The 20,646-nt window shown below is 40.7% G+C and carries 20 protein-coding genes; 6 read left to right on the top strand and 14 right to left on the bottom strand.

Translation table 11 applies throughout. The features are described 5' to 3' along the window. Positions 1-7 precede the first annotated feature (7 nt). The 13 genes from T7867_RS02450 to T7867_RS02390 all read right to left on the bottom strand — a co-directional run bounded on the left by T7867_RS02450 (position 8) and on the right by T7867_RS02390 (position 14,542). Entirely contained in the window at positions 8-595 is a 588-nt protein-coding gene (locus T7867_RS02450) for a DUF2911 domain-containing protein (protein WP_089082255.1), read from the bottom strand. A 10-nt stretch (positions 596-605) separates the two neighbouring features. After that, positions 606-1,292: a hypothetical protein gene (locus T7867_RS02445; RefSeq protein ID WP_068215424.1), complete on the bottom strand. Its 687-nt coding sequence runs from the start codon at positions 1,290-1,292 to the stop codon at positions 606-608. Between the two features lie 8 nt (positions 1,293-1,300). After that, positions 1,301-1,795, bottom strand: a complete 495-nt coding sequence (locus T7867_RS02440) for a YybH family protein (protein ID WP_068215423.1) — start codon at positions 1,793-1,795, stop codon at positions 1,301-1,303. 18 nt (positions 1,796-1,813) lie between these two features. After that, a complete protein-coding gene (locus T7867_RS02435; RefSeq protein ID WP_068215421.1) occupies positions 1,814-2,257 on the bottom strand; it encodes a heme-binding domain-containing protein in 444 nt (147 codons plus the stop codon). 2 nt (positions 2,258-2,259) lie between these two features. Then, the gene (locus T7867_RS02430; RefSeq protein WP_322299806.1) at positions 2,260-2,832 is read right to left on the bottom strand and encodes a DUF3347 domain-containing protein; all 573 of its coding nucleotides are present in this window, start codon (positions 2,830-2,832) and stop codon (positions 2,260-2,262) included. Positions 2,833-2,861: 29 nt separating this feature from the next. Beyond that, a complete protein-coding gene (locus T7867_RS02425; RefSeq protein WP_322299805.1) occupies positions 2,862-4,685 on the bottom strand; it encodes an efflux RND transporter periplasmic adaptor subunit in 1,824 nt (607 codons plus the stop codon). 2 nt (positions 4,686-4,687) lie between these two features. Continuing rightward, positions 4,688-5,932 carry a TolC family protein gene (locus T7867_RS02420; RefSeq protein ID WP_273275715.1) on the bottom strand — a complete coding sequence of 415 codons (1,245 nt, stop codon included), beginning with the start codon at positions 5,930-5,932 and terminating at the stop codon, positions 4,688-4,690. After that, positions 5,929-9,747: an efflux RND transporter permease subunit gene (locus T7867_RS02415; RefSeq protein ID WP_273275717.1), complete on the bottom strand. Its 3,819-nt coding sequence runs from the start codon at positions 9,745-9,747 to the stop codon at positions 5,929-5,931. Before T7867_RS02415 ends, T7867_RS02420 begins: the two co-directional genes overlap by 4 nt. Before the next feature lie 113 nt (positions 9,748-9,860). After that, complete coding sequence (locus tag T7867_RS02410; protein WP_322299804.1) at positions 9,861-10,280, bottom strand: HYC_CC_PP family protein; 420 nt, start codon at positions 10,278-10,280, stop codon at positions 9,861-9,863. Positions 10,281-10,375: 95 nt separating this feature from the next. Beyond that, entirely contained in the window at positions 10,376-10,591 is a 216-nt protein-coding gene (locus T7867_RS02405; protein WP_273275721.1) for a heavy-metal-associated domain-containing protein, read from the bottom strand. Positions 10,592-10,622: 31 nt separating this feature from the next. Continuing rightward, positions 10,623-12,866, bottom strand: a complete 2,244-nt coding sequence (locus tag T7867_RS02400) for a heavy metal translocating P-type ATPase (RefSeq protein ID WP_322299803.1) — start codon at positions 12,864-12,866, stop codon at positions 10,623-10,625. Between the two features lie 95 nt (positions 12,867-12,961). Then, on the bottom strand, positions 12,962-13,516 hold the full coding sequence (locus tag T7867_RS02395) for a helix-turn-helix domain-containing protein (RefSeq protein WP_322299802.1): 555 nt from the start codon (positions 13,514-13,516) through the stop codon (positions 12,962-12,964). A gap of 345 nt (positions 13,517-13,861) precedes the next feature. Continuing rightward, positions 13,862-14,542, bottom strand: coding sequence for a hypothetical protein (locus T7867_RS02390; RefSeq protein WP_322299801.1), 681 nt, complete (start codon positions 14,540-14,542; stop codon positions 13,862-13,864). Between the two features lie 70 nt (positions 14,543-14,612). Between T7867_RS02390 and T7867_RS02385 the strand changes: the two genes are divergently transcribed. After that, positions 14,613-15,485 carry a hypothetical protein gene (locus T7867_RS02385; RefSeq protein WP_322299800.1) on the top strand — a complete coding sequence of 291 codons (873 nt, stop codon included), beginning with the start codon at positions 14,613-14,615 and terminating at the stop codon, positions 15,483-15,485. Positions 15,486-16,335: 850 nt separating this feature from the next. Next, the gene (locus tag T7867_RS02380; protein ID WP_322299799.1) at positions 16,336-17,304 is read left to right on the top strand and encodes a hypothetical protein; all 969 of its coding nucleotides are present in this window, start codon (positions 16,336-16,338) and stop codon (positions 17,302-17,304) included. Positions 17,305-17,306: 2 nt separating this feature from the next. Here T7867_RS02380 and T7867_RS02375 read toward each other — a convergent pair whose 3' ends face one another. Next, entirely contained in the window at positions 17,307-17,861 is a 555-nt protein-coding gene (locus T7867_RS02375; protein ID WP_322299798.1) for a hypothetical protein, read from the bottom strand. Between the two features lie 395 nt (positions 17,862-18,256). Between T7867_RS02375 and T7867_RS02370 the strand changes: the two genes are divergently transcribed. From T7867_RS02370 to T7867_RS02355, 4 genes are all read left to right on the top strand, one after another. After that, entirely contained in the window at positions 18,257-18,496 is a 240-nt protein-coding gene (locus T7867_RS02370; RefSeq protein ID WP_322299797.1) for a helix-turn-helix domain-containing protein, read from the top strand. 176 nt (positions 18,497-18,672) lie between these two features. After that, positions 18,673-19,026, top strand: coding sequence for a hypothetical protein (locus T7867_RS02365; protein WP_322299796.1), 354 nt, complete (start codon positions 18,673-18,675; stop codon positions 19,024-19,026). A gap of 220 nt (positions 19,027-19,246) precedes the next feature. Continuing rightward, a complete protein-coding gene (locus T7867_RS02360) occupies positions 19,247-19,687 on the top strand; it encodes a single-stranded DNA-binding protein (protein ID WP_322299795.1) in 441 nt (146 codons plus the stop codon). A gap of 51 nt (positions 19,688-19,738) precedes the next feature. Then, on the top strand, positions 19,739-20,644 hold the full coding sequence (locus T7867_RS02355; protein ID WP_068215384.1) for an ArdC family protein: 906 nt from the start codon (positions 19,739-19,741) through the stop codon (positions 20,642-20,644). Positions 20,645-20,646 lie beyond the last annotated feature (2 nt).

The raw sequence follows: 20,646 nt of genomic DNA, 5'->3' as shown, positions 1-20,646 counted from the left end.
CGTTTCCTTATGCGTTTTTGACAGTAAAAGAGACACTCACATCATCCCATGAAATGACAATTGTTCCTGTTTTAGCATCTTCGGCTATCACTTCATAGGTCAGAGATTCTACTGGTTCTTCGAGTTTTTCAGGAGTGACCTTGAGTCTGACTATATCTTCTGCTTCATTATATTCATCAACTAAGTGTTGATCCCAATTTTTGTTAATAATGACAGTCCATTCGTCCTCTCTAGGAATAGTGAACAATGCGTACTTGCCTTCAGGGATTTCAATTCCACCTATTTCCACATCCTTTGAAAAGCGGATAGATGTAGCATTGTGCGCTCCTGTGACCCATACCTCTCCATAGGCAACTAGTCCGCCAAATATTTGACGGTCTCTTTTGCTTGGCGAATGATATTCTATGTGTACATGGTTTTCACCGATAATGCTCATTGCTTGACTGGCTGGACTTTTTGACTTTGGTTGCTCTTTGCCTTCAGCCATATGAGCGGAATGATCTACTTCGTCTGACTTCTCTTCTGTTTGCTTATCGCCAGAAGCAGAACAAGCGGTCAAAAGCAAGGCTAGCATGATTGCATATATGTATTTCATAGTTTTAATATTAGGTTCTAAGTCTTCTTCTTTTCCTTCTTGTAGTGATAAAGAATAGGGTAAATCCAGATGCTACGGTGAATAACCCGAACAATGAAAATGCCCGTAGTAGAAGGTTATTGAAGTCATCCCTTCCCTGATAATCCATGGTATGAGACATCCATAGGAAATCGAAATAACGCCAAGATTGATGCCTTACGCGTTGGAAGCTACCATCACGTTCTGATATATATGCTATCAGCTTATCAGAACTATCAAATTTTACCGCCCAGGCTGGTAATGGTCTTCCCCTGTATTCATGGTGAGCATTAACTTCAGTGAGCAGTGAGCTTGATACGATTTCAAAATCATCCCTCACAAATTTTCTTGCAATTCGTTCTGCTTCATTTTTTGTAACACCTTGTTTTTGTATTCCAGTCTCTGAGTTGATGAGTAAGGAATCATTTACCCATAAGTAAGCTTTGCCATCAATCATTCGGAGAGCCAGTTCACTCACCATTAGTGAGTCAGGAATGTTGAGTGCTTCTAATTTTACCGACTCACTAACGGGTTCCAAAAAATGATCACCATGGATTTTGTCTATGTCTGTCCAACTAAAGTAAAGTCCACTTATCGTCCAAAACATGAATTGAATGCCAATGATTACACCCAACCATCGATGTGTCTTCCTAATATAGTATTGATTGTTTTTTCTCATTGGAAAATTTAATTCATAGCTCTTGAAGAACTGTGCGTTTTAATGATTTTCCAGTTGCCATCGATCTTTTTTAGCACGGACGTTGCAGTTGCTTTTCTTTCAACTTTTCTAGCTTCTTCCTTTAGGACAATGTTGTAGATATACGATTCAGTGGTGAATGCATACGGCATGTCCACGATAACACTGATCTCATAATCGCTGAATGTAAAGGATTCGAAGTGTCCTAATTCCGGGCCGATGTGATTTGCAATATAATCACGATAGGTACCTTCAATTTTACCTTGCTCTAGTACTTCCGAGTTTTCAGTAAAAAGTGCATAGGACTTGGTTACATCGAGGCTTTCAAGCGTTTCCTTGTAGGTCTTCATCACTTTTTTAACAGCGCTTTCTTCTGCTACCTGATCAACAATTACTTCGTTCTTCGCCTCATCTTTTGTCTCTAAACTTGAAGTTGAACAAGAGGTAAGGGCTATAATGGTTAGTAGGTATAATATCTTTTTCATGGCGTAAGGTTGTTTTAATTATTGGGTATTGAGATTTTCAAAAAAATCAATTAGCCGCGCAGTTTCTGCTAGTGACAATTTGGCCTCAGAATGCATCCAGAGATATTCTTCCAGAGGCATTTTACCATCTCTCAACTGAGATATCACAGAGCGAATTTTCTCTCTCTGCATACGCCCTGAGTATTCCTGAAAGGTTGAAAAATTCAAGTCATCTTTTCCTTCTCGGATGTGCTTTTGGAGAAACCAAACGAATGGACGTACACGACCGTACCATGGATAATTTGTGTTGTTGCTATGACAATCATAGCAAGAGGATTCAACCATCGTCTGGATATTGATCGGAGCCTCAATGTGTTGAAAGAAATCGGTTTTAAGAACTTCATCATTCTGATTAGTGGGTACTGGGACGAATTGAATCCCAATACCCACAACTAAAATGACTAAAAGTGTCTTTTTGAGCATAATTATAACTTAATCACTTCTTCTACCCGTCCACATTTAAGCATTGACGAACCAAAAAGTGGATTTCGGACTTCCTCATTCGCACTAAGCCACATACCACCTTTGTTGCCGTCATACATGGGGCAAAACTGGTGATAAAGTGTTCGATCTGTGCCTATAATTCCTGCCAGATCCTTAACATCCTTGCTCAAAGCTTCAAAATGTTCTCTCTGGTGTCCGATTTCACTCTCAGAAATATGCTCACCGTGGTTTTTAGCCACTTCAACAATATCTTTAAGTTCTTTCTGCTGACTAGCCGGGAATACTGATAAATCAAGTGATCCTAAAGCTACTGCTAATGTTCCACCTGCTTTGGCAGCACCTTCCTGATTATCATTAACCAATGCATCTTTTACATTCAGGTAGGCATTAAGTACTGGGGTTAATGCGTTTCCATTCGGGTTTTCAACGGCAGCCGCTTTGCTAGATTTAGCTGCTGGTTCAGCCTTCTTTTCGGATGTTGTTTCATCTTTTTTTGTTGATCCACAGCTCACGATTAGGGCTGCAAATCCCATTGCGAATAGTACTCTTTTCATTTTTCTAAAGGTTAAATTTTATGTTTTGTTTAATTAAGGTCTTCGGTTATTTCTCCACATGTAAGCATAGCGTCACCGAAATAGGGATTTAATATTTTTTCTGAATTGCTCAGCCAAAATGCTCCTTGATTGTTTTTTGCCATTGGGCAGAATTGGCGATACCCTCCAATTTTCACTTCAAATTTCTTTAGTGAATGATAGAGTTGGTCACTCAATGGGGAGAGCATCATTCGAGCCTTTTCAATATCCGATTCACGAACTATGCCTTCTGTAGATTCTTGGAGCACTTCCAGATCTTTCATCCATTCGATATGTCCTTCTCCTTTGACTAACTTCATATTTACCTTGTCAATTGTGGCTTGGAGATTCTCTGCTTCTTGACTCGCTGTTTTTGCATCACTTTGGATGAGTGCATCTTTTACAGGTAAATAGGCATTGAAGACGGCTTGCAATTGGCCTTGAAACTTCGGATCGCTGGCATAGGTCTGATCAAATTTATTGACCTTTAATTGCTCACTCAATAGATGTTTAGAGTGATCCATCTGCGATGAACTTTGGTTCATTTCTCCATGATTATGACCTATCATTGCGGCTCCACCTTCGGGAGCCATCATTGAAGGCTTACCAGAAAGCTGAGCAGCCGCATCAATTGAGAATGCCCCACTAACGGCAATCTCCTCTCCTGCTACTAAGCCACTTTCCACGATGTAAGAATTTTCTAAAGATGGACCTAAGACGACCTCTCGCATCATAAAATGAAGCCCTTTACCCTCAGATGTTTTGACGTAAACCACTGAGCGTTTACCCGTCCATAGCACTGCTGATTCAGGTATGATCAGTTGGTCTTTACGTTCTTCCAACTCAGCTTTTATAAGTCCTGAGGCAAACATTTCAGGCTTCAGCTTTTTATCGATATTGTCGACAACAACACGAGCTTGTGCCACACGAGTTTGAGGGTTAATAACAGGGTCGATAAAATCTAATTTTCCCTCAAAGGTCTTTCCAGGAAGTGAGGCAACCGTGAAGTATACAGAATCTCCTCTGCTTATCCATGGGAGGTCACTTTCGTAAATATCAAACAGTACCCATACCTGAGACAGGTCAGCAATTTCGTAGATGGCCTGCCCAGCCTTCACATGATCTCCGAGGTTGATATTTTTTGCAATGACATACCCTGAATGATCGGCATTAATAGGAAATTCATCCTTGGCCTCGCCAGTATTAATCACTGCATCTATTTGGGCTTCTTCAAGTTTCCAGTTTTTCAGCTTTTCACGAGCAGCCTTATATAGATTGGGTTGTTTCTCTCTGATCTTATAGGCCTCAAAAAGTTCTTCTTGTGCTGTGACCAATTCAGGGGAATAGAGGTAAGCAATAGGTTGGCCTTTTTTCACATATTCTCCTGTAAAATTGACCATCAGTTTTTCAATCCGACCTGGGAAATGAGAGGTTTGAGAATAAACCAGTCGTTCATCTTCTTGAACTTTCCCATTTAATTGGATATTCTTGACAGGCCTTAAACTTCCTGCTTGGGCAGTGGCGACACTGGCAAGCTGCATTGCGGTTGGTGACATCGATATGGCCATTGGATCAATCCCATCACCCTCGTCCTCTTCAAGTGGAATAAGGTCCATCCCACATATTGGGCACTGGCCAGGCTCACCCTGTCTTATTTGAGGGTGCATGGAGCATGTCCAAACGGTTTCCCCATTAATAACCTCAGTATGGGAATGATCATCAGCCGAGAGATTTTTAACAGAAGTACTTCCGCTAAAAATAAACCACCCAATTAATAGCCCCGCACTCAGAATCACAAGGCCTATTACTATTAATTTTTGAACAGATATTTTCATGATTAAAACTTCTTTGCTGTTAAGTACTGGAGCTTTGCCAGAGAAATATGATATTTCATAAGTGCTGTAGCTTTCATTTTTTGATATTTTAGAAGCTGCTGTTGTACACGCAGCACTTCTTCGAATTCTTTACCTGAATTACCGTAAGCGGTGAGCAAAAGGTTTAATACTTGCTTGGTTTGATCAATTTGCTCATGGTAAAGAGCTACTAATTGGCTTTGTTGTGATAATTCAAAAACACCCATCTCATATCCAGATGTAAGGGTGTTGATGGTATTTACCCTTTGGAGTGTGTAGGCCTGCTGCTTTAATTGCGCTTCTTTCTTTGCAGCTCTGTATTTTCCTCTGTAAAGAGGGATACTAAATGAGACCATCGGCATTAAGGCGTCCTGACCATCATCGGCTATACTTGTGCCAGAGGCTAGATCATCTCTTGTACCAACGATCATATAGTCCAGTCCCAGGCCAAGCTTCGGTAGCCCTTGCTTTTCAGCTAGAATTTCTTGGGCTTTACTAGCATTGATCTTATACTCTAATTCCTGAATAACAGGATTGTTTTTGTAGACTGAATCTTTTGGATAGACTTCAGGATCATCAGGAATCAAAAGTGAATCTGGTGTTTCAACAGGTTCAAATTCATCTCTGTTGAGCAATTGATTAAAGAGACTAAGAAGTGGTAGTTTCTTCTCCTCTAAAATTTCAATATTGGTTTGCGAATCCTTCAACATCAAATCGACACGAAGTGCATCTACCAATGAGCCTTCAGTATTCTTAAATTTTGTGGTAGCTATCCTTTTATAAGACTCCAAAATCTCAGCATTTTCTCGTTCCAGTTCCAGCCATCTGTTTAGCTCATATAGAGGGTAGAAGGCAGCAGCGACCTTATAGTAAAGCTTGTTTCGTTCATCAAGAAACGACTGATATTGTGCATCAGCATTTAATGCAGCAACGTCCCCGCTTGCTTTAAGTGTCCCAAACCACGGAAACATTTGGTTAAATGATAACCTTGCTCGCTGTGGCCCAACACGGGTTTCAACCGGAGATATGAAATATCCAAAAGATAGTGTTGGGTCTGGTAAACTGTTAACCTGAGGTATTTTTTCCAGCAATGCTTCAAATGATTTGTATTTGGCCTGAAGGCTAGGATTATTTTTTGCGGCTTGGACAAAATATTCCTCTAGTGTTTGAGCTTGAACTTGCAAACTCAAAAGCATGATAAGGCCTGATAAGCATATGATCTTCTTCATGATTCTTTCCTAAGTTTTCGTTCTTCTCTTAAACAGTATAGCACAGGGACAATGAAATACGTGATTGCTGCTACTAGCATGCCCCCGAAGGCTGGTATGGCCATTGGTATCATTATATCTGATCCTCTACCCGTAGATGTTAGGATCGGGAGCAAGGCAATTACTGTGGTGGCAGAAGTCATTACGGCTGGTCTGATCCTGCGTAAACCTGCCTCAATAACAGCCTCACGTATTTGCGGTACTGTTTTGGTTTTGTTTCTGGCAAAGCTTTGGTCGAGATAGGTACCCATTAGTACCCCGTCATCAGTGGCAATTCCAAAAAGGGCGATAAAGCCTACCCAGACCGCCACACTTAAATTAATTGTCTTCATTTGGAAGAGATCACGCATGTTTGCTCCCAATAGCTCGAAATTGGCAAACCAGCCTTGCCCGTAGAGCCAGATCATGATGAAGCCGCCTGTAAAGGCCATCGCAATTCCAGTGAAGATCATCAATGAGGTACTTACCGATCGGAATTGGAAATAGAGGATCAGAAAAACTATTCCTAGAACAACAGGTACAATGATGGATAACCGCTTTTCGGCTCTCACCTGATTTTCATAGCTACCAGAGAATTTGTAACTAATACCGGCAGGAACATTTAGATTTCCAGCACTTATCTGATCTTTAATAGCGGCTTGAGCGTCATTGACAACATCTACCTCCGCATAACCTTCTCTCTTATCAAACAGTACATAACCTACTAGGAAGGTCTCTTCACTTTTTATGGCTTGTGGCCCTCTTACATATTCTATGTCGACTACTTGTCCGAGTGGAATCTGTGCGCCTGTAGGTGTGGGAAGGAGAATGTTCGATAAAGTATTTGGATTATCCCTTAACTCCCTAGGATAACGTACCCGAACAGGAAAGCGCTCTCTACCTTCCACGGTAGTGGTGATTTTCATGCCACCAACGGCCGTTTCGATAGTCTGCTGTACATCTTCAATTGTAAGGCCATACCTTGATATCTCATCACGATTGATGTTCAAATGCATATAAGGCTTGCCCACGATCCGATCCGCAAAAACGGCTTCTGTCTTAACAGAGGGCACATTTTTCAATATATCTTCTAGTTGAATACCAAAGTCTTGGATGGTTTTCAGATCGGGGCCATACACTTTGATTCCCATAGGTGCTCTCATTCCTGTTTGCAGCATGACCAGCCGTGTTTCTATAGGCTGAAGTTTTGGAGCGGAGGTTACACCGGGGATTTTGGTAACCTTTATAATCTCATTCCAGATGTCGTCTGGCGATTGGACATGAGGCCGCCAGTTTCGGAAGTACGTACCATTGTTGTCTTCTATAAGATCAGATGAAGTTATTCCTTGCAGCAACGCTTCGTCATTAGTGATTTTGTCACCTGAAGCAAGAACAAAATGACCATCTTTATCAGTTTTAAAGCGTTGGCGATGACCTTTTTTATTGGTAGCATATTCGGGCTTATAATTGATAACGTTTTCATACATGGAAATAGGAGCAGGATCGAGTGCTGATTCCACTCTACCTAGTTTACCGACTGTAAGGGATACTTCAGGGATGTTGGTGAGCAGCATATCTAGTTGACCAACTACCCTTCGATTATATTCAACACCGGAATGCGGCATAGAAGTCGGCATTAATAAAAAGCTCCCTTCATCAAGTGAGGGCATAAACTCTTTTCCTATCCCAGGAAAAGCATGAGTCAAAGATGACCAGACTTTGTTGGTTTGAATTTCGACACCCACTTTGTCAAAGCCTTTCTCTACAAAACCAAAAACCGCACTGAAACCCAGCCATATATTAATACCGAACAGAATTAGAAAAAATGGGATGATTAAGAATTTCCATTTATTGCCCAAACACCATTTAAGAATAGGACGGTAGTAATGTTCTAGTGCGTTGAATACGATCAGTATTGCCCCAACCAACAAGGCAACAAACAATACATTGGTCAATAGGCTCTCACCAGCACCGAGAGGTAGCCAATATTTGGCCAATAGCCAAACCACACCTAAAACCACAATGATAAGATCAAGGTGAGCTATTATACCTGAATACCATTGCTTAGACCTATCTTCTTTCTCATACCAACTTTTGAAAAAGGAGCTGAGGGCAAATAGAATGAGCATAATTCCAGCCCACCAAGACGATAGCCACAAAGCCACAATACCTAAACATACAAGCCCTAGATTCGCAAGTTTGACTATGCGTCTGCTCTTAATCTTAAAACCAAAAAACCAGTGTGCCAATGTAGGTAAAATCAAAAGTGAAACAACCAATGCTGCCACTAAGGCGAAGGTCTTAGTAAATGCCAACGGCCCAAAAAGTTTGCCTTCTGCCGCTTGCATAGTAAAAACGGGCACAAAGCTTACAATGGTGGTAGAAACAGCAGTAAGAATTGCATTAGATACCTCAGCCGATCCTTGATATATTGTTTTAATAAGCTTCTGCTCATCAGGAGCTTCTTCTATATGTTTAATGATGTTTTCAGAGAGGATGATCCCTAAATCCACAATGGTACCAATGGCTATCGCTATCCCTGAGAGTGCAACGATATTGGCATCTACCCCAAAATACCGCATGGCAACAAAGACCATTAAGACGGTAATAGGCAATATGCTAGCGATAAGTAGAGAGGCTCTAAGGTTATAAACCATAATCACCACAACCAATATTGAAATCAGTATTTGTAAGGAGATAGCCTCTTCTAAGGTGCCAAGTGTTTCATAGATCAACTGCGAGCGATCATAAAAAGGCACAATCGTCAACTGGCTAACAGTTCCATTACTTAAGGTTTTCTTGGGTAGTCCCGGAGCGATTTCCTTGATCTTATCCTTCACGTTGTTGATCACTTGAAGTGGGTTAGCTCCATAGCGGGCAACCACTACACCACCGACCACTTCAGCACCATCTTTGTCCAACAAGCCCCTTCTGGTGGCGGGACCAAGTGTCACTTTCCCAATGTCTTGAATCCTTATCGGTACATTTGCATTTACAGCGACAACTGATTTTTCTATGTCCTCTACCTTCTTAATATAGCCCAAGCCACGCACCAGGTATTCTGCCTGGTTGATCTCAATTGTCTTTGCACCAACATCTTTGTTGGATTTTTGGACGGCCTGCATTACGCGGTGTAATGGGATATTATAGGCTTTTAGGGCATCCGGGTTAACATCTATTTGGTACTCTTGCACGAAGCCACCAATAGAAGCTACTTCAGAAACGCCTTCAGTTGCATTGAGACCATATTTGACATAGAAGTCCTGCACGGTTCTGATTTCATGCAAATCCCAGCCACCAGTAGGATTACCATCAGGATCTCTTCCTTCTATTGTGTACCAATACACTTGACCAAGAGCAGTGGCATCTGGACCTAAGGTCGGTTGAACACCACCTGGTAACAAACCCGATGGAATAGAATTGAGTTTTTCCAAAATTCGAGACCGACTCCAGTAAAATTCAATGTCTTCATTGAAGATGATGTAGATACTTGAAAAGCCGAATATGGATGAACTACGGATAGACTTAACCCCAGGAATACCCAGTAGATAAGTTGTTAGCGGATAAGAGATTTGATCTTCAATATCCTGTGGGGAACGTCCTTGCCATTGTGTGAAAACAATCTGCTGATTTTCTCCAATATCAGGGATAGCGTCAACTGGAACAGGATCAGAGGGTAAAGCACCAACCTGCCAGCCAAAAGGAGCTGTCACAATACCCCAGGTTATAAGGCCTAATAGAAGGAGTACAGTAACTAGTTTATTCTCTAAGAAAAATTTTATTATTCGATTTAACATGTATTTCGTTTTGATGACAAATAACACAGAGTGTTGGTGTGTGCTTAAAAAAGACACACCTTCTTAGCTCTGGTTTGCGTTAAAGCAACCAGCTCTAGCTTATCATCAAAAGATCAAATGCGAAACACCTGATAGAGCACAGCAATATCCTGTTCTATCGGAGGAGCGGAATAATTTGTGTTGTAAGAAGAAAAGTTATTAGAAGAAATCGTCCAGCCTAAAAAGGAGTGAACAAAAGCAACTACAAAGTCTAAATTGATACCACTGACAACAGATCGCTCAAAGTTTTCCTCTAATTCCAGAAACTGGTATTCATTAACACAGCAATCTTGCTTTGCTATTTCCTGAGTGTGGGAAGGTTTTGACTTACACGGTTTCTGATCCATGTCAGACATACCACAGTCTAGCTCACCTTGTTGTAAAGTCAATTTAAAGTCTACAGCCAAGCCGGCACAATAGTGAGTCACTACAGCAAAGCCCATATTGCTTGAGAGCAATAAAAATGCAAGGCATATGGAGACAATTCTCTTCATCAATATTCAAAATAACGAATATTTTTTCAATTAGTTCAATGCGAGTCTTTAAAATTGAGGGAGAGTGGTATCTCACCACACTCCACTCACTTTTGTTAGTCTTCTATCAATTCAGCCTTAAAACCCACTTTACTTACCGTTTTTTGTACTTCTTCGGCACTTAAATCGTTGGTTTCTACCGTTAAGATACGGTCGTCATGCTCCAGGTTTACATCCCATTGCTGAATCGCTTTTTCATCGTTCAACACAGGAGTCACTTTAGATAGGCATCCTGTACAATTGATATTGGATTTGAATTTTAATGTATTCATTTTGATCTAATTTATTTGAATTAAAAATTGATTAAAGTTTTGCCGCTCTCAGTCTCAAACTATTCGCCACTACCGATACTGAACTGAAAGCCATTGCAGCTCCGGCAATCATCGGATCGAGCAGGAATCCATTGTAGGCATATAAAACACCAGCAGCGATTGGAATACCGATTACATTATAGATAAATGCCCAGAATAGATTTTGCCTAATGCCCTGAACGGTTCTTCTAGACAGCTTCAACGCCTTTGGAATGGCTTGTAAGTCTGAAGTGATGAGTGTCATCTTAGCCACATCCATTGCTATATCTGAGCCTTTGCCCATAGCTATACTTACATCTGCTTGAGCAAGCGCATGAGAGTCGTTGATCCCATCACCCACCATCGCCACCACTTTACCTTGTGCTTGCAATTCCTTTACGAAATCAGCCTTATCGGACGGCATTACTTCGGCCTTGAAGTGATCAATACCTACCTGGTCAGCCACGGCTTTTGCGGTTTGCTCATTGTCACCTGTAAGCATGTATACTTCAATACTTCGACCTTGCAGCGTTTTGATAGCAGCAGCAGAGCTTTCCTTCAGTTCGTCAGCTATCGCTAGTATAGCCAGAGCTTTTGCTTGGTTCGCAAAAAAGATGACCGTTTTGCCTTGATCCCTCCATGCACCGGCTTGATTGTCCAGAGTAGGTGAAATTGTAATGCCTTTATTATTTATCAAGCGCTGATTACCGATGTAAAACTTTTCGCCATCCGAAGACTGGGCTTGTGCCCCCATGCCTGTGATGCTTTCAAAGCTGGTAATAGCCTCTGGTTTGTAACCTTTTTCTTTCAATTCGGCTACCACGGCATCTGCCAGAGGATGTTCAGATTGTGACTCAATGGCCAATAGCACTTGTTTGTAGTAGTCATTGTCATTTTCCCATTGCCAGTCGGTAACAGTCGGTTTACCTTTTGTTATCGTTCCGGTTTTGTCCAGTACGATGGCATTTGTTTTGTGACCAAGTTCCAGACTCTCTGCGTCTTTGATCAGGATATTGTTTTCAGCACCCTTTCCAATGCCCACCATAATGGCGGTGGGAGTAGCCAGACCCAAAGCACACGGACAAGCGATTACCAAAACCGCAACCGAGGTGAGTAGGGCGTGGGTAAACGCATCATCTCCACCCACCAGCATCCAGGTAATGAAAGTCACGATAGCTATGGCGATTACAATGGGAACGAAAATCCCTGCAATTTTATCAACCAGTTTCTGAACCGGGGCTTTGCTTCCCTGAGCTTCCTGCACCATCTTAATGATCTGCGAGAGCAGCGTTTCGCCACCTACTTTCTTTGCAATAAATTGGAAGCTTCCTTTTTGATTGACTGTACCAGCAAAGACTTCCGTACCTTTCGTTTTCTCTACAGGCACAGGTTCCCCTGTAATCATGCTTTCATCCACAAAAGAATTTCCTTCAGAGACTTCACCGTCTACAGGTATTTTTTCTCCCGGTCTTACAACAATGGTATATCCTTTTTGAACAGATGAAATAGGCATTTCCACTTCCTCGCCATTTTGGATTACTTTAAGTGTTTTGGGTTGTAATCCCATCAATTTCTTAATGGCTGAAGAAGTATTGGACTTGGCTTTTTCTTCTAATAGCTTACCTAAAGAAATGAAGGTGATAATAACTGTAGCTGCTTCGTAATACACATGTGGGTGGATTCCTCTTGCATGCCAGAAATCAGGAAAGAGGGTATTGAATACACTGAAAATAAAAGCGATACCTGTACTGAGGGCAACCAATGTGTCCATATTAGCTTTGCCATGTTTGGCTTGCTTCCAGGCATTGATGTAAAAGCTTCGGCCAAACCAGAACAGAATAGGAATACTAAGCACCATTGAAATCCACCTGCCGGGAACCCAATCCATGTAGAACATGCCGAGTATGAATACCGGAAGTGTAAGAATAGCTGACCAAATCGTGCGTTGCTTTACATCTTCGTAGTGTTGTTTTTGCAGGGTTTCCTGGGCTTCCGAGGGGTCTTCGGCATCAACGATCAAATCATAACCTACTGATCGCAAGGCATTTTGCAGATCAGAAGGTTCTAAGGCTGTATCATACTCTACCAGTACAGAAGAAGAAGCAAAATTAACATTGGCATTCGTTACTCCCTCTGTATGCGATAGAATAGATTCTACACTACCCGCACAAGCAGCACAGGTCATACCCGTTACTGGAAATGACTGTTTTGTTATTCTCGATTTAATTTTATGTGTTTCTCTATCTGTAGTCTCCATATTCTCCTCCTCATTTTCGGATACTACAAAGAACGGAAGACTACCAGAGCTAAGTTTTACAGAATCTTGGGTAAGATTTACATGATTCTGGTTAGTTATATAGAGTCGATAGATTTGCGGTTAGGTCGTGTCTTTTTGAATAGGCTTGGAGTCATGCCCGTTTCCTTTTTAAATTGAGCAGATAAATGAGCAACACTGCTATAGCCTAACTGATAGGCTATTTGAGACAGGCTCATTTCATTGTAAAAAAGTAATTCCTTCACTTTTTCTACCTTTTGTTGAAGAATATACTTCTCAATAGTAACTCCTTCGACTGATGAAAAAAGCTTACTCAAAGAGCTATATTCCTGAGCCAGCTTGTCACTGATCAAGGTTGAGAAGTTCGTATCAATTGGTTTTTCGCTGTGATGAACTTGCTCGATAATAATGGCCTTGATTTGACTAATTTGCTTTGACTTTTGATCTTCCAAAAGCTCAAAACCTTTGGATTTTAATTGTTTGGATAGCTCCTCTTTTTTAGAGGGTGTTAAGTCATTATCAAGTATCACCTCACCTAATTCTACACGCTTAGGATGGATATCAAGCTGGTCAAACACATGCTTAACCGTCTCAATACATCGTGGGCAAACCATATTTTTTATATAAATCATTTGCTGTCCTTTCGAAGGTTCAAGTGGTCAAATTTAATTCCATTATAAAATCTATCAGCTTATAAAGCGAAATTAAGAAATGTTTTGATGTCTGCCTTCATGCAGGGCACTCACCTTTGTGCAATAACCGGCTCTATGCCTAGCTTCATTTTAGGTCAACCAATTTCTTCTCCCTTAAGGCAAAGCTAGCCCCGCACAATTGAACATCAAGAGACTACGGCATAAAGCCTGCCCTACAAGCCCTTCTCGTTTATTCCGTTTCCTCTTGCCTTATCACTTGTGCTTAGCAATTAGCGGCCTAAGGAAAGAAAATGGGATGCTGTGATTGATTGGTATTTATATCCGTCACCTACTCTTCCAAAGCTCTTTGAGTAATTCAATATGTTCTTTTTTGGCTGTTTTTGCTTTTCCATTCTTGCCGAGGATGCGATAGATGATCCCTGAAGTGAGCCCTATCTCTTTAGCTTTTGTATTGCCTTTCAAGGCTCTTTGAGGCCCTAGTCCCGTTCTGTCTATTTCTGATTGAATAAAGTCTCTTAATTCCTGGCTAATGGGTAAAAAACCATCATCTGATTGAAGAGCATCATAAATACGGACCTTTTTAGGAGGTTCATAGCTCTCAAGGAATTGCATTACGCCTTTTAAATGGCTTTCCTTGGCTGTTTTTATATCCCCTGTTAACCATGTTTTGAGAATACTAACGTTGAAGCCCTCATACCTGGCGAATGATTTCGATATCTCTGCTTTTGGGATGTTCTTATCAGCGATAAGCTGTTTGATTTTATCAATTTTTGGCTTGGTTAGTTTAACCCTTTTCTCATTCGGAAAGAGAGCGTACCGAGACATAATAAAGTCATATTCTTCCTGACTGATGTTTTTAATCAAACCATATAGGATGTTAGTGACGCGCGTTTTGCTGAGTCCCTCAGGAAGGCTACTATACTCCAAAATGGACTCAACACCCTTTCCAGTTCGAAGTCTTTCGCTCTTAATATCTTCCAAATAGTCTTGAGATTTAGAGGTCATATGTTCTTTAGCGTTCAATTCTACCGAGAGCTAGTTCTAGACAAGCCGTCATTTATTATGGTAATATCCGATGATGAGCTGGAGATCCTACAAGACATTATTAAAGCCTATTTTTAAGGCTATTTCAAAGCCTGGTATAGGTAATCCACATACGCCTTACGAAGCTGAGCTCATGGCTATTGGAGCAAAGCCGGTGGCAATAATGAGTCCCTCCGATATCACCCCTGATCTTCAACTTGCAATTGATAAAGGAGATGTTGTTAAAACAGGAGAAAAGCTGTTTAGGGAACATTTTCGCATCTACCACAGAAATGATCAAAATGCTGAAGCTGCTCTCATTTCCAATATCCTTTCTCATGCATGGAATAATCATGAGGACTTGAATGAACAACAAGCCGAGCAAGTTGTCGCATTCTTTGCCCTTGATAGCACTAAAGGTAACTCTGATTGGAACGTCCTTTTACATGCTGAAATGAGTGAGCATCTTAACTCACTCAAAAACTCAGATCGTTATTTAAAGGCAGGTTTGTTACTTGAGGGACATATGAAGGGACTTGCACCTGTTAGAATAGATGAAGGCTACCCGGAAAATAAACAACTGGAAAAGTTGGTTCAAACAAAGCGCATTTCTGCATTAGACTTCAATACAGAAAGCTGTGTTCAAGTCTATGCTCAAGCAGCTAAGGTAGAAGATGGGAGAGAGCTATTTGCTAGATATTATAATGAAGGTGTAGAAGATTATACAGAATTAGACAATTTCGAGAGCCATAAGCGCGTGGCGCACTTATTAGGATTTACAGAAAATGATTTTGCCTGGTTTTGGGGAACCAAGTATCAAAACCCCGTGATCAAAAGATTGATGTATTCAACTAATCAAATCAGAGCAAAGGCACGTAGGGAGTATATGAAATCAAACATCAGCCATGATCTATCCTGTGAATAGGACAAGGGTTGTTTAATCACCAATGCCCTTGCTCGTTACAATAAAGCTACCCTTTCCGTTACAGTCAGGGCATGTCATACCAAAAGAAACCGTACCCGTTCCTGAACAATAGTAGCAGGTAACCAGCTTTTCTTTTGAGTTATCAAGTATTTCTGATTTGATTTCAGGTTTCTCTCTTTTGGGTTCAAGAGGTATTGGATTTTTTTTACGGTTCTTTCGCTCAATCTTTCTGTCCAATGCTGCTTTAATTGCTGAAACTGAAGTAAGGTCTGGGTATTTTTTGAGTAGTTCTTCAATCCCTCAAAAAGACTGCTCCTCTCCCTTGTCCAACACATGCCATAGTTTTCCTACTTGCTCATACCAAACTTTTAAATCCTTATAGCTATGTACTTTTTTAGCTTTCATTTTTGAAATTCAATTGGAATTAGATCAACTGGAGCTGAACGCTCATTGAAAATTGATCTTATCTACTCGCCCATGCAGAACAGGAAAGATCCGTGTATGTTTTTCAAATTGTTAAAAACAATATGTGATTTATTTTACAACTCCTCAAAAGTTAAGACACAAACATTGTTCATTCTCAACATATCAAGATATTCGGTGATCCTTGAAAGCATTCATTAAGGCTCTAGTTAGTCTTTAGACTAACTCATCATTCTTATGGTTAATGACACCTTAATTATTGATAGAATTTGAATCAAATAAATATCAAATACCTTAGTTTAATAACCTTTTGTAAACCATTGAAAACTATATACAATTTTATCTAAAGTTAAACCTGTATTTACCCTGTTTTGATACTCTTATTGTGTCCTTAATGGACATTTAGGGGGCAATAAGGGGTAAAACCGTGTCAGATCAAGACTATAGAAAGCTCGATAACGATTTAGCTATCAAAACCCAGTCAATGGGTGTTGATGCAGCTAAAAAATATGGGCGCATTGGTACTAGCACACAAGAGACCGCCATGGGCGAGGATGCTCTGGATGATGCTGGTAGAAAGAAAAAAGACAAGGAATTTGAAATGCTTCTATTCCTTGACGAGATACAACGCCTGGAAGATGAGGTGCGCAGACACTTGGATCAAATGCGTGAGATTCAAAGCAAGATGGATACCCTCCTCGATGATATCGACCAAGACATTGACCTAGCCAAGGATCAGGCCAATAAGATTACCAATTATTTAGATGCCATGAAGCATAAAGATGTCGATCAAATGACTGAGTTTATGCTGATTTCAGGGCTCTATGATATGGATGAACTTGATGCGATGAAAGAGAATGGCTCTTTCCTACATGAGTATGAGCAATTCGTTGAAAATGCCATTTCTGAGTATGATCAAATCCTTAATCGGTTGAATGATGGCCAACAGAAGTTTGAACAGCTTCAGGAAGACTATAATAACGAGAAGACTGAGCTAGAGGCTAAAATAGAGCTCGCTCAAGCTGCAGGAAATGATGAGTTGGCAAGTAACCTTCAAGAGGAGCTGGATCAATCTACTGATCAATTTAATCAGCAATCCTCTAGGTTTGCTGAACAGGCTTTGAATATTGAAGGATTAGAAAACTCGGAAGTACTAAGAAGTGCGTTGAGCGATTTTATAAAGTCTAATAAAGGTGATCTAGATTGGTCCAAAGTATTAATGGATAATAGGCTAGAAGAAGCACCGAAACCGCAAGTTAGTGAAGGATTAAGCATCAAAGAACTGTACAACCAAGCCTCTTCTGGTATGGATTTCAAAGAGCCTGAAATCAAGGAAGATTTAGAAGTCTCTACAGTTCCTTCTGTTACACCCAGTATGGGTGGCCCTGCCTGGTAGTTCTATAGATCGTTAGATGCCACTAAGACCGGGTCAACGGTTGCCGGGATAATCTTACTCTTCCCATGCTCTTTCACATAGTCAGCCATTACCAAGGGAATGAGCTTCCAAGCATCATTTGGACTAAAAAATTCATGGCCTTTGTAGTCCCATTGTTCACCATCAATGAATATCGCTACGTATGAATTTTCTGCATCAGATTCTTTATACAGTGAGGATATATACATGGGATTTCCTCCTGTTTTATCACTCTGAGTAAAGGCATTGGCAAGCCCCTTAGCGTACCTAAATCCACTTATTGAATCGTTTTTGGAATGGTAAACCACAAGAGCGATATTTTGATCCCAAGATGATTGAACCACATCTAATGAAGATTCAGACTCCCTGACTACAGGTGCAGTTAGGTTTGCCTTTTTAGCAGCAGCCTCAGTTTTTGCACCAGAAGCCGTATTGAATGCCAATTGATTGTCATTCGAAACCTTCTGTGCATTAGCATTAAGGGAGAATATAAGACCTAATGCGGCTACTCCTGTTGCTATCTTTTTTGCTGTATTCATGGTCTATACCTTTATTAACCTTCTATTTGTATCATTTAAGGGCGCATTGCGCAATGAAATCATTAAATTCCCTTAAAATCTTAACCATTATTGTGTATGTATTATTGGAGAGATAGGGAGTCACATTTGTGGCTCCCCTTACTTACACGTCACACGCGCTAAATGTAGTTGTAGCCCTTGCCCTGACAGTCCGGACAAGTCCTCATTCCTTTACTCGTTGTGCTGATCACGCTCCCCGTACCAGAACACATTGTACATGTTACTTTTTTCATGATGTTGTATTTAAACTTTATTTTCGATTGCGTTCTATAAGACGCAATATAGGAAATAAACTTGAATTGCGTTTTATAAAACGCTGATTTTAAAGACGCTTTTATCCTCTTTTGGTTCATTGTATGGAGGGAATAGAACCGATAGATGATACATTAAAGGCTATAGGTAATCGCCTTAAGGAGTTGCGTGAGACAGGTGGCTTTGAAGGCGGCTATGTCGGTTTTGCAATCCATCATGTAGATATGCAACCTAAGCAATACTGGAAGCTAGAGACTGGTACAACCAACTTTACGATTAAAACTTTGCTTCGTGTTCTTGCTGTTCATGAACTCAGTCTCGAAGAGTTTTTTAAAGGTCTATGATTTTGATCTATTTCATAACCTCACAACTAAGAACAAAGCAAGATTTTAAATAGAACGAATAGTGAACATTTTTCTTGACTCCCTGGACCCATCACTCTAAAACCTTTTAAACGAAATCAGGAATAGGATTTATTTCCTATAACGATATTAACATTTAAGAGCAAGGAGCAAGAGTAATGAGTAGTACAAAACTTTATTATGGTGAAATAGTAGCAAGGATTTCTGGAAAACTCTATTCAACTATTAACATATCCGACAGCAACATTTTCCTGAAAGAAAATGATCTGACCAATGAAGATATGATTTGCTCTATTAGTGCAGATGCTGGGCGAGTTTTTGATTGCCTAGAGGACCTATCTGGTGAGCATTTTGTTAACTGGAATCACGCCCTTGATAATTACATTAAAGCATTACATGGAGCCATTAGCGATGGTCGCACTCCTAATATGGCAGACATGATGTCCATGGCAACCACAAGCATTGATCAATCTAGAGCAACTAGGCTCAAAGAAGCGATAGACTTGCTTTAGGCCGTTCCTCCTCACGCAGGTAAGGCTTTCACGAGCTGAATAAACCGTATCCCCATTTTTCCGTGCCCTACTCGGGCGTGTGCAAAGTGGGTGATCCCCCTCGGTTCATTCAGGCCTTCCCTTTGTTCACCCCCTGTTCGCCACATGGCAGGGGTTATGGCGAGCCCATAACCCTTTTGCCAAAGGGTGTTTTTAACCAACTGACATAAAGGAGAAAAACATGTCAAAACCACAAACAGAAGCAAAACAAGCACAACCAACTAAATCAGCCGAAGAGCTTTTTTCGGATACCAATGTGACCATGAAAACAGGTCGGTTGGTCAAGGATGCTGAAACTATCTCAGATGGGAAATTTGTCCGTATCAGATTAGCCACCAATAAAGAATATCTCGATGCAAAAGGTGAATTACAGTCAACAACCAATTATTTCAATGCACTTGTTTCAAGCAATCTAAGTGATGCATTTTCTATTGCTCAAGACCTAAAAAAAGGAGACTGGATTTATTTAAAAGGCGAGGATGGAAGCCAATCTTTTGACACCCCAGAAGGCTACAAGCAAACAGCCGTTACAACATTTGCCTATAAGGTTGTTCTAAAACACAAACAAGAACAATCAGATCAATCTGAGGCAAATACTCAGACTTCAGCCCCTTCCCCTTAAACCTCTAGGGAAGGCGGCTTTCGCCTTCCCTTTTTTTTCGGAGTTGAATCCATGACATATGCGAAGAATAAAATTGATATTCATGAACAAGTGACCAACCAGATCATTGATCTTCTTGATCAAGTTGATCTAGACAACTACCAGCCCCCATTTGCAAGTCTTGCCGCAAAGGGTCTACCACTAAACCCAACAACAAAAAATCATTATCAAGGGGTCAATATCCTCAATCTTTGGTTCAACCAACAAGCCAAGAAATTCAGCTCAAATCACTGGGCGAGCTTTAAACAATGGAAAGATAATGGAGCCAAAATCAAAAAGGGTGAAAAAGGAACACGCATTGTTTTTTATAAGACACTCACCAAAACTGAGGAAAATAGCTCAGGAGAGACTGAAACTCATAAAATCCCAATGCTGAGATTATATACAGTCTTCAATGCCAATCAGGTCGAAAATTATAATCAAGATGCTATAAAAGTGCCCGAACAAGATAGAGTTGAACGCATCTCTTTGGTTGAAGAATTTTGCTCAAAAACAGGTGCAGATATTCGACATGGGGGAGATGAAGCATTTTTTGCTCCTGATGAAGACTTTATACAAATGCCGGAGACAAGGCTTTTCCTAGATACTGAAGAAGCTTCGGCCACTGAAAACTACTATTCAACCCTACTCCATGAACTTACACATTGGACGGGATCAAAGCATAGATTGAAGCGCGACTTGGCCCAAAACCAAAAGGAGCGCGAGAAATATGCCTTTGAAGAATTAGTAGCTGAACTTGGTGCAGCCTTCCTCTGTGCACACCATGGTATTGCACAAAATCATCCACCTAATCATGCGCTCTATATCAAAAGCTGGCTCAAGGCTTTACAAGATGACAAAACCTTCATTTTCAAAGCCTCCGCGCAAGCCGCTAAAGCTGTTGATTTTCTTGATCAACTCGTCAGGGGAGAACCCTGATT

This window comes from Roseivirga spongicola, from assembly GCF_034376045.1.
Lineage (GTDB): Bacteria > Bacteroidota > Bacteroidia > Cytophagales > Cyclobacteriaceae > Roseivirga > Roseivirga spongicola.
The sequence above is the reverse complement of the archived record's forward strand: the minus strand, read 5'-3'. Positions and strand labels throughout refer to the sequence as shown.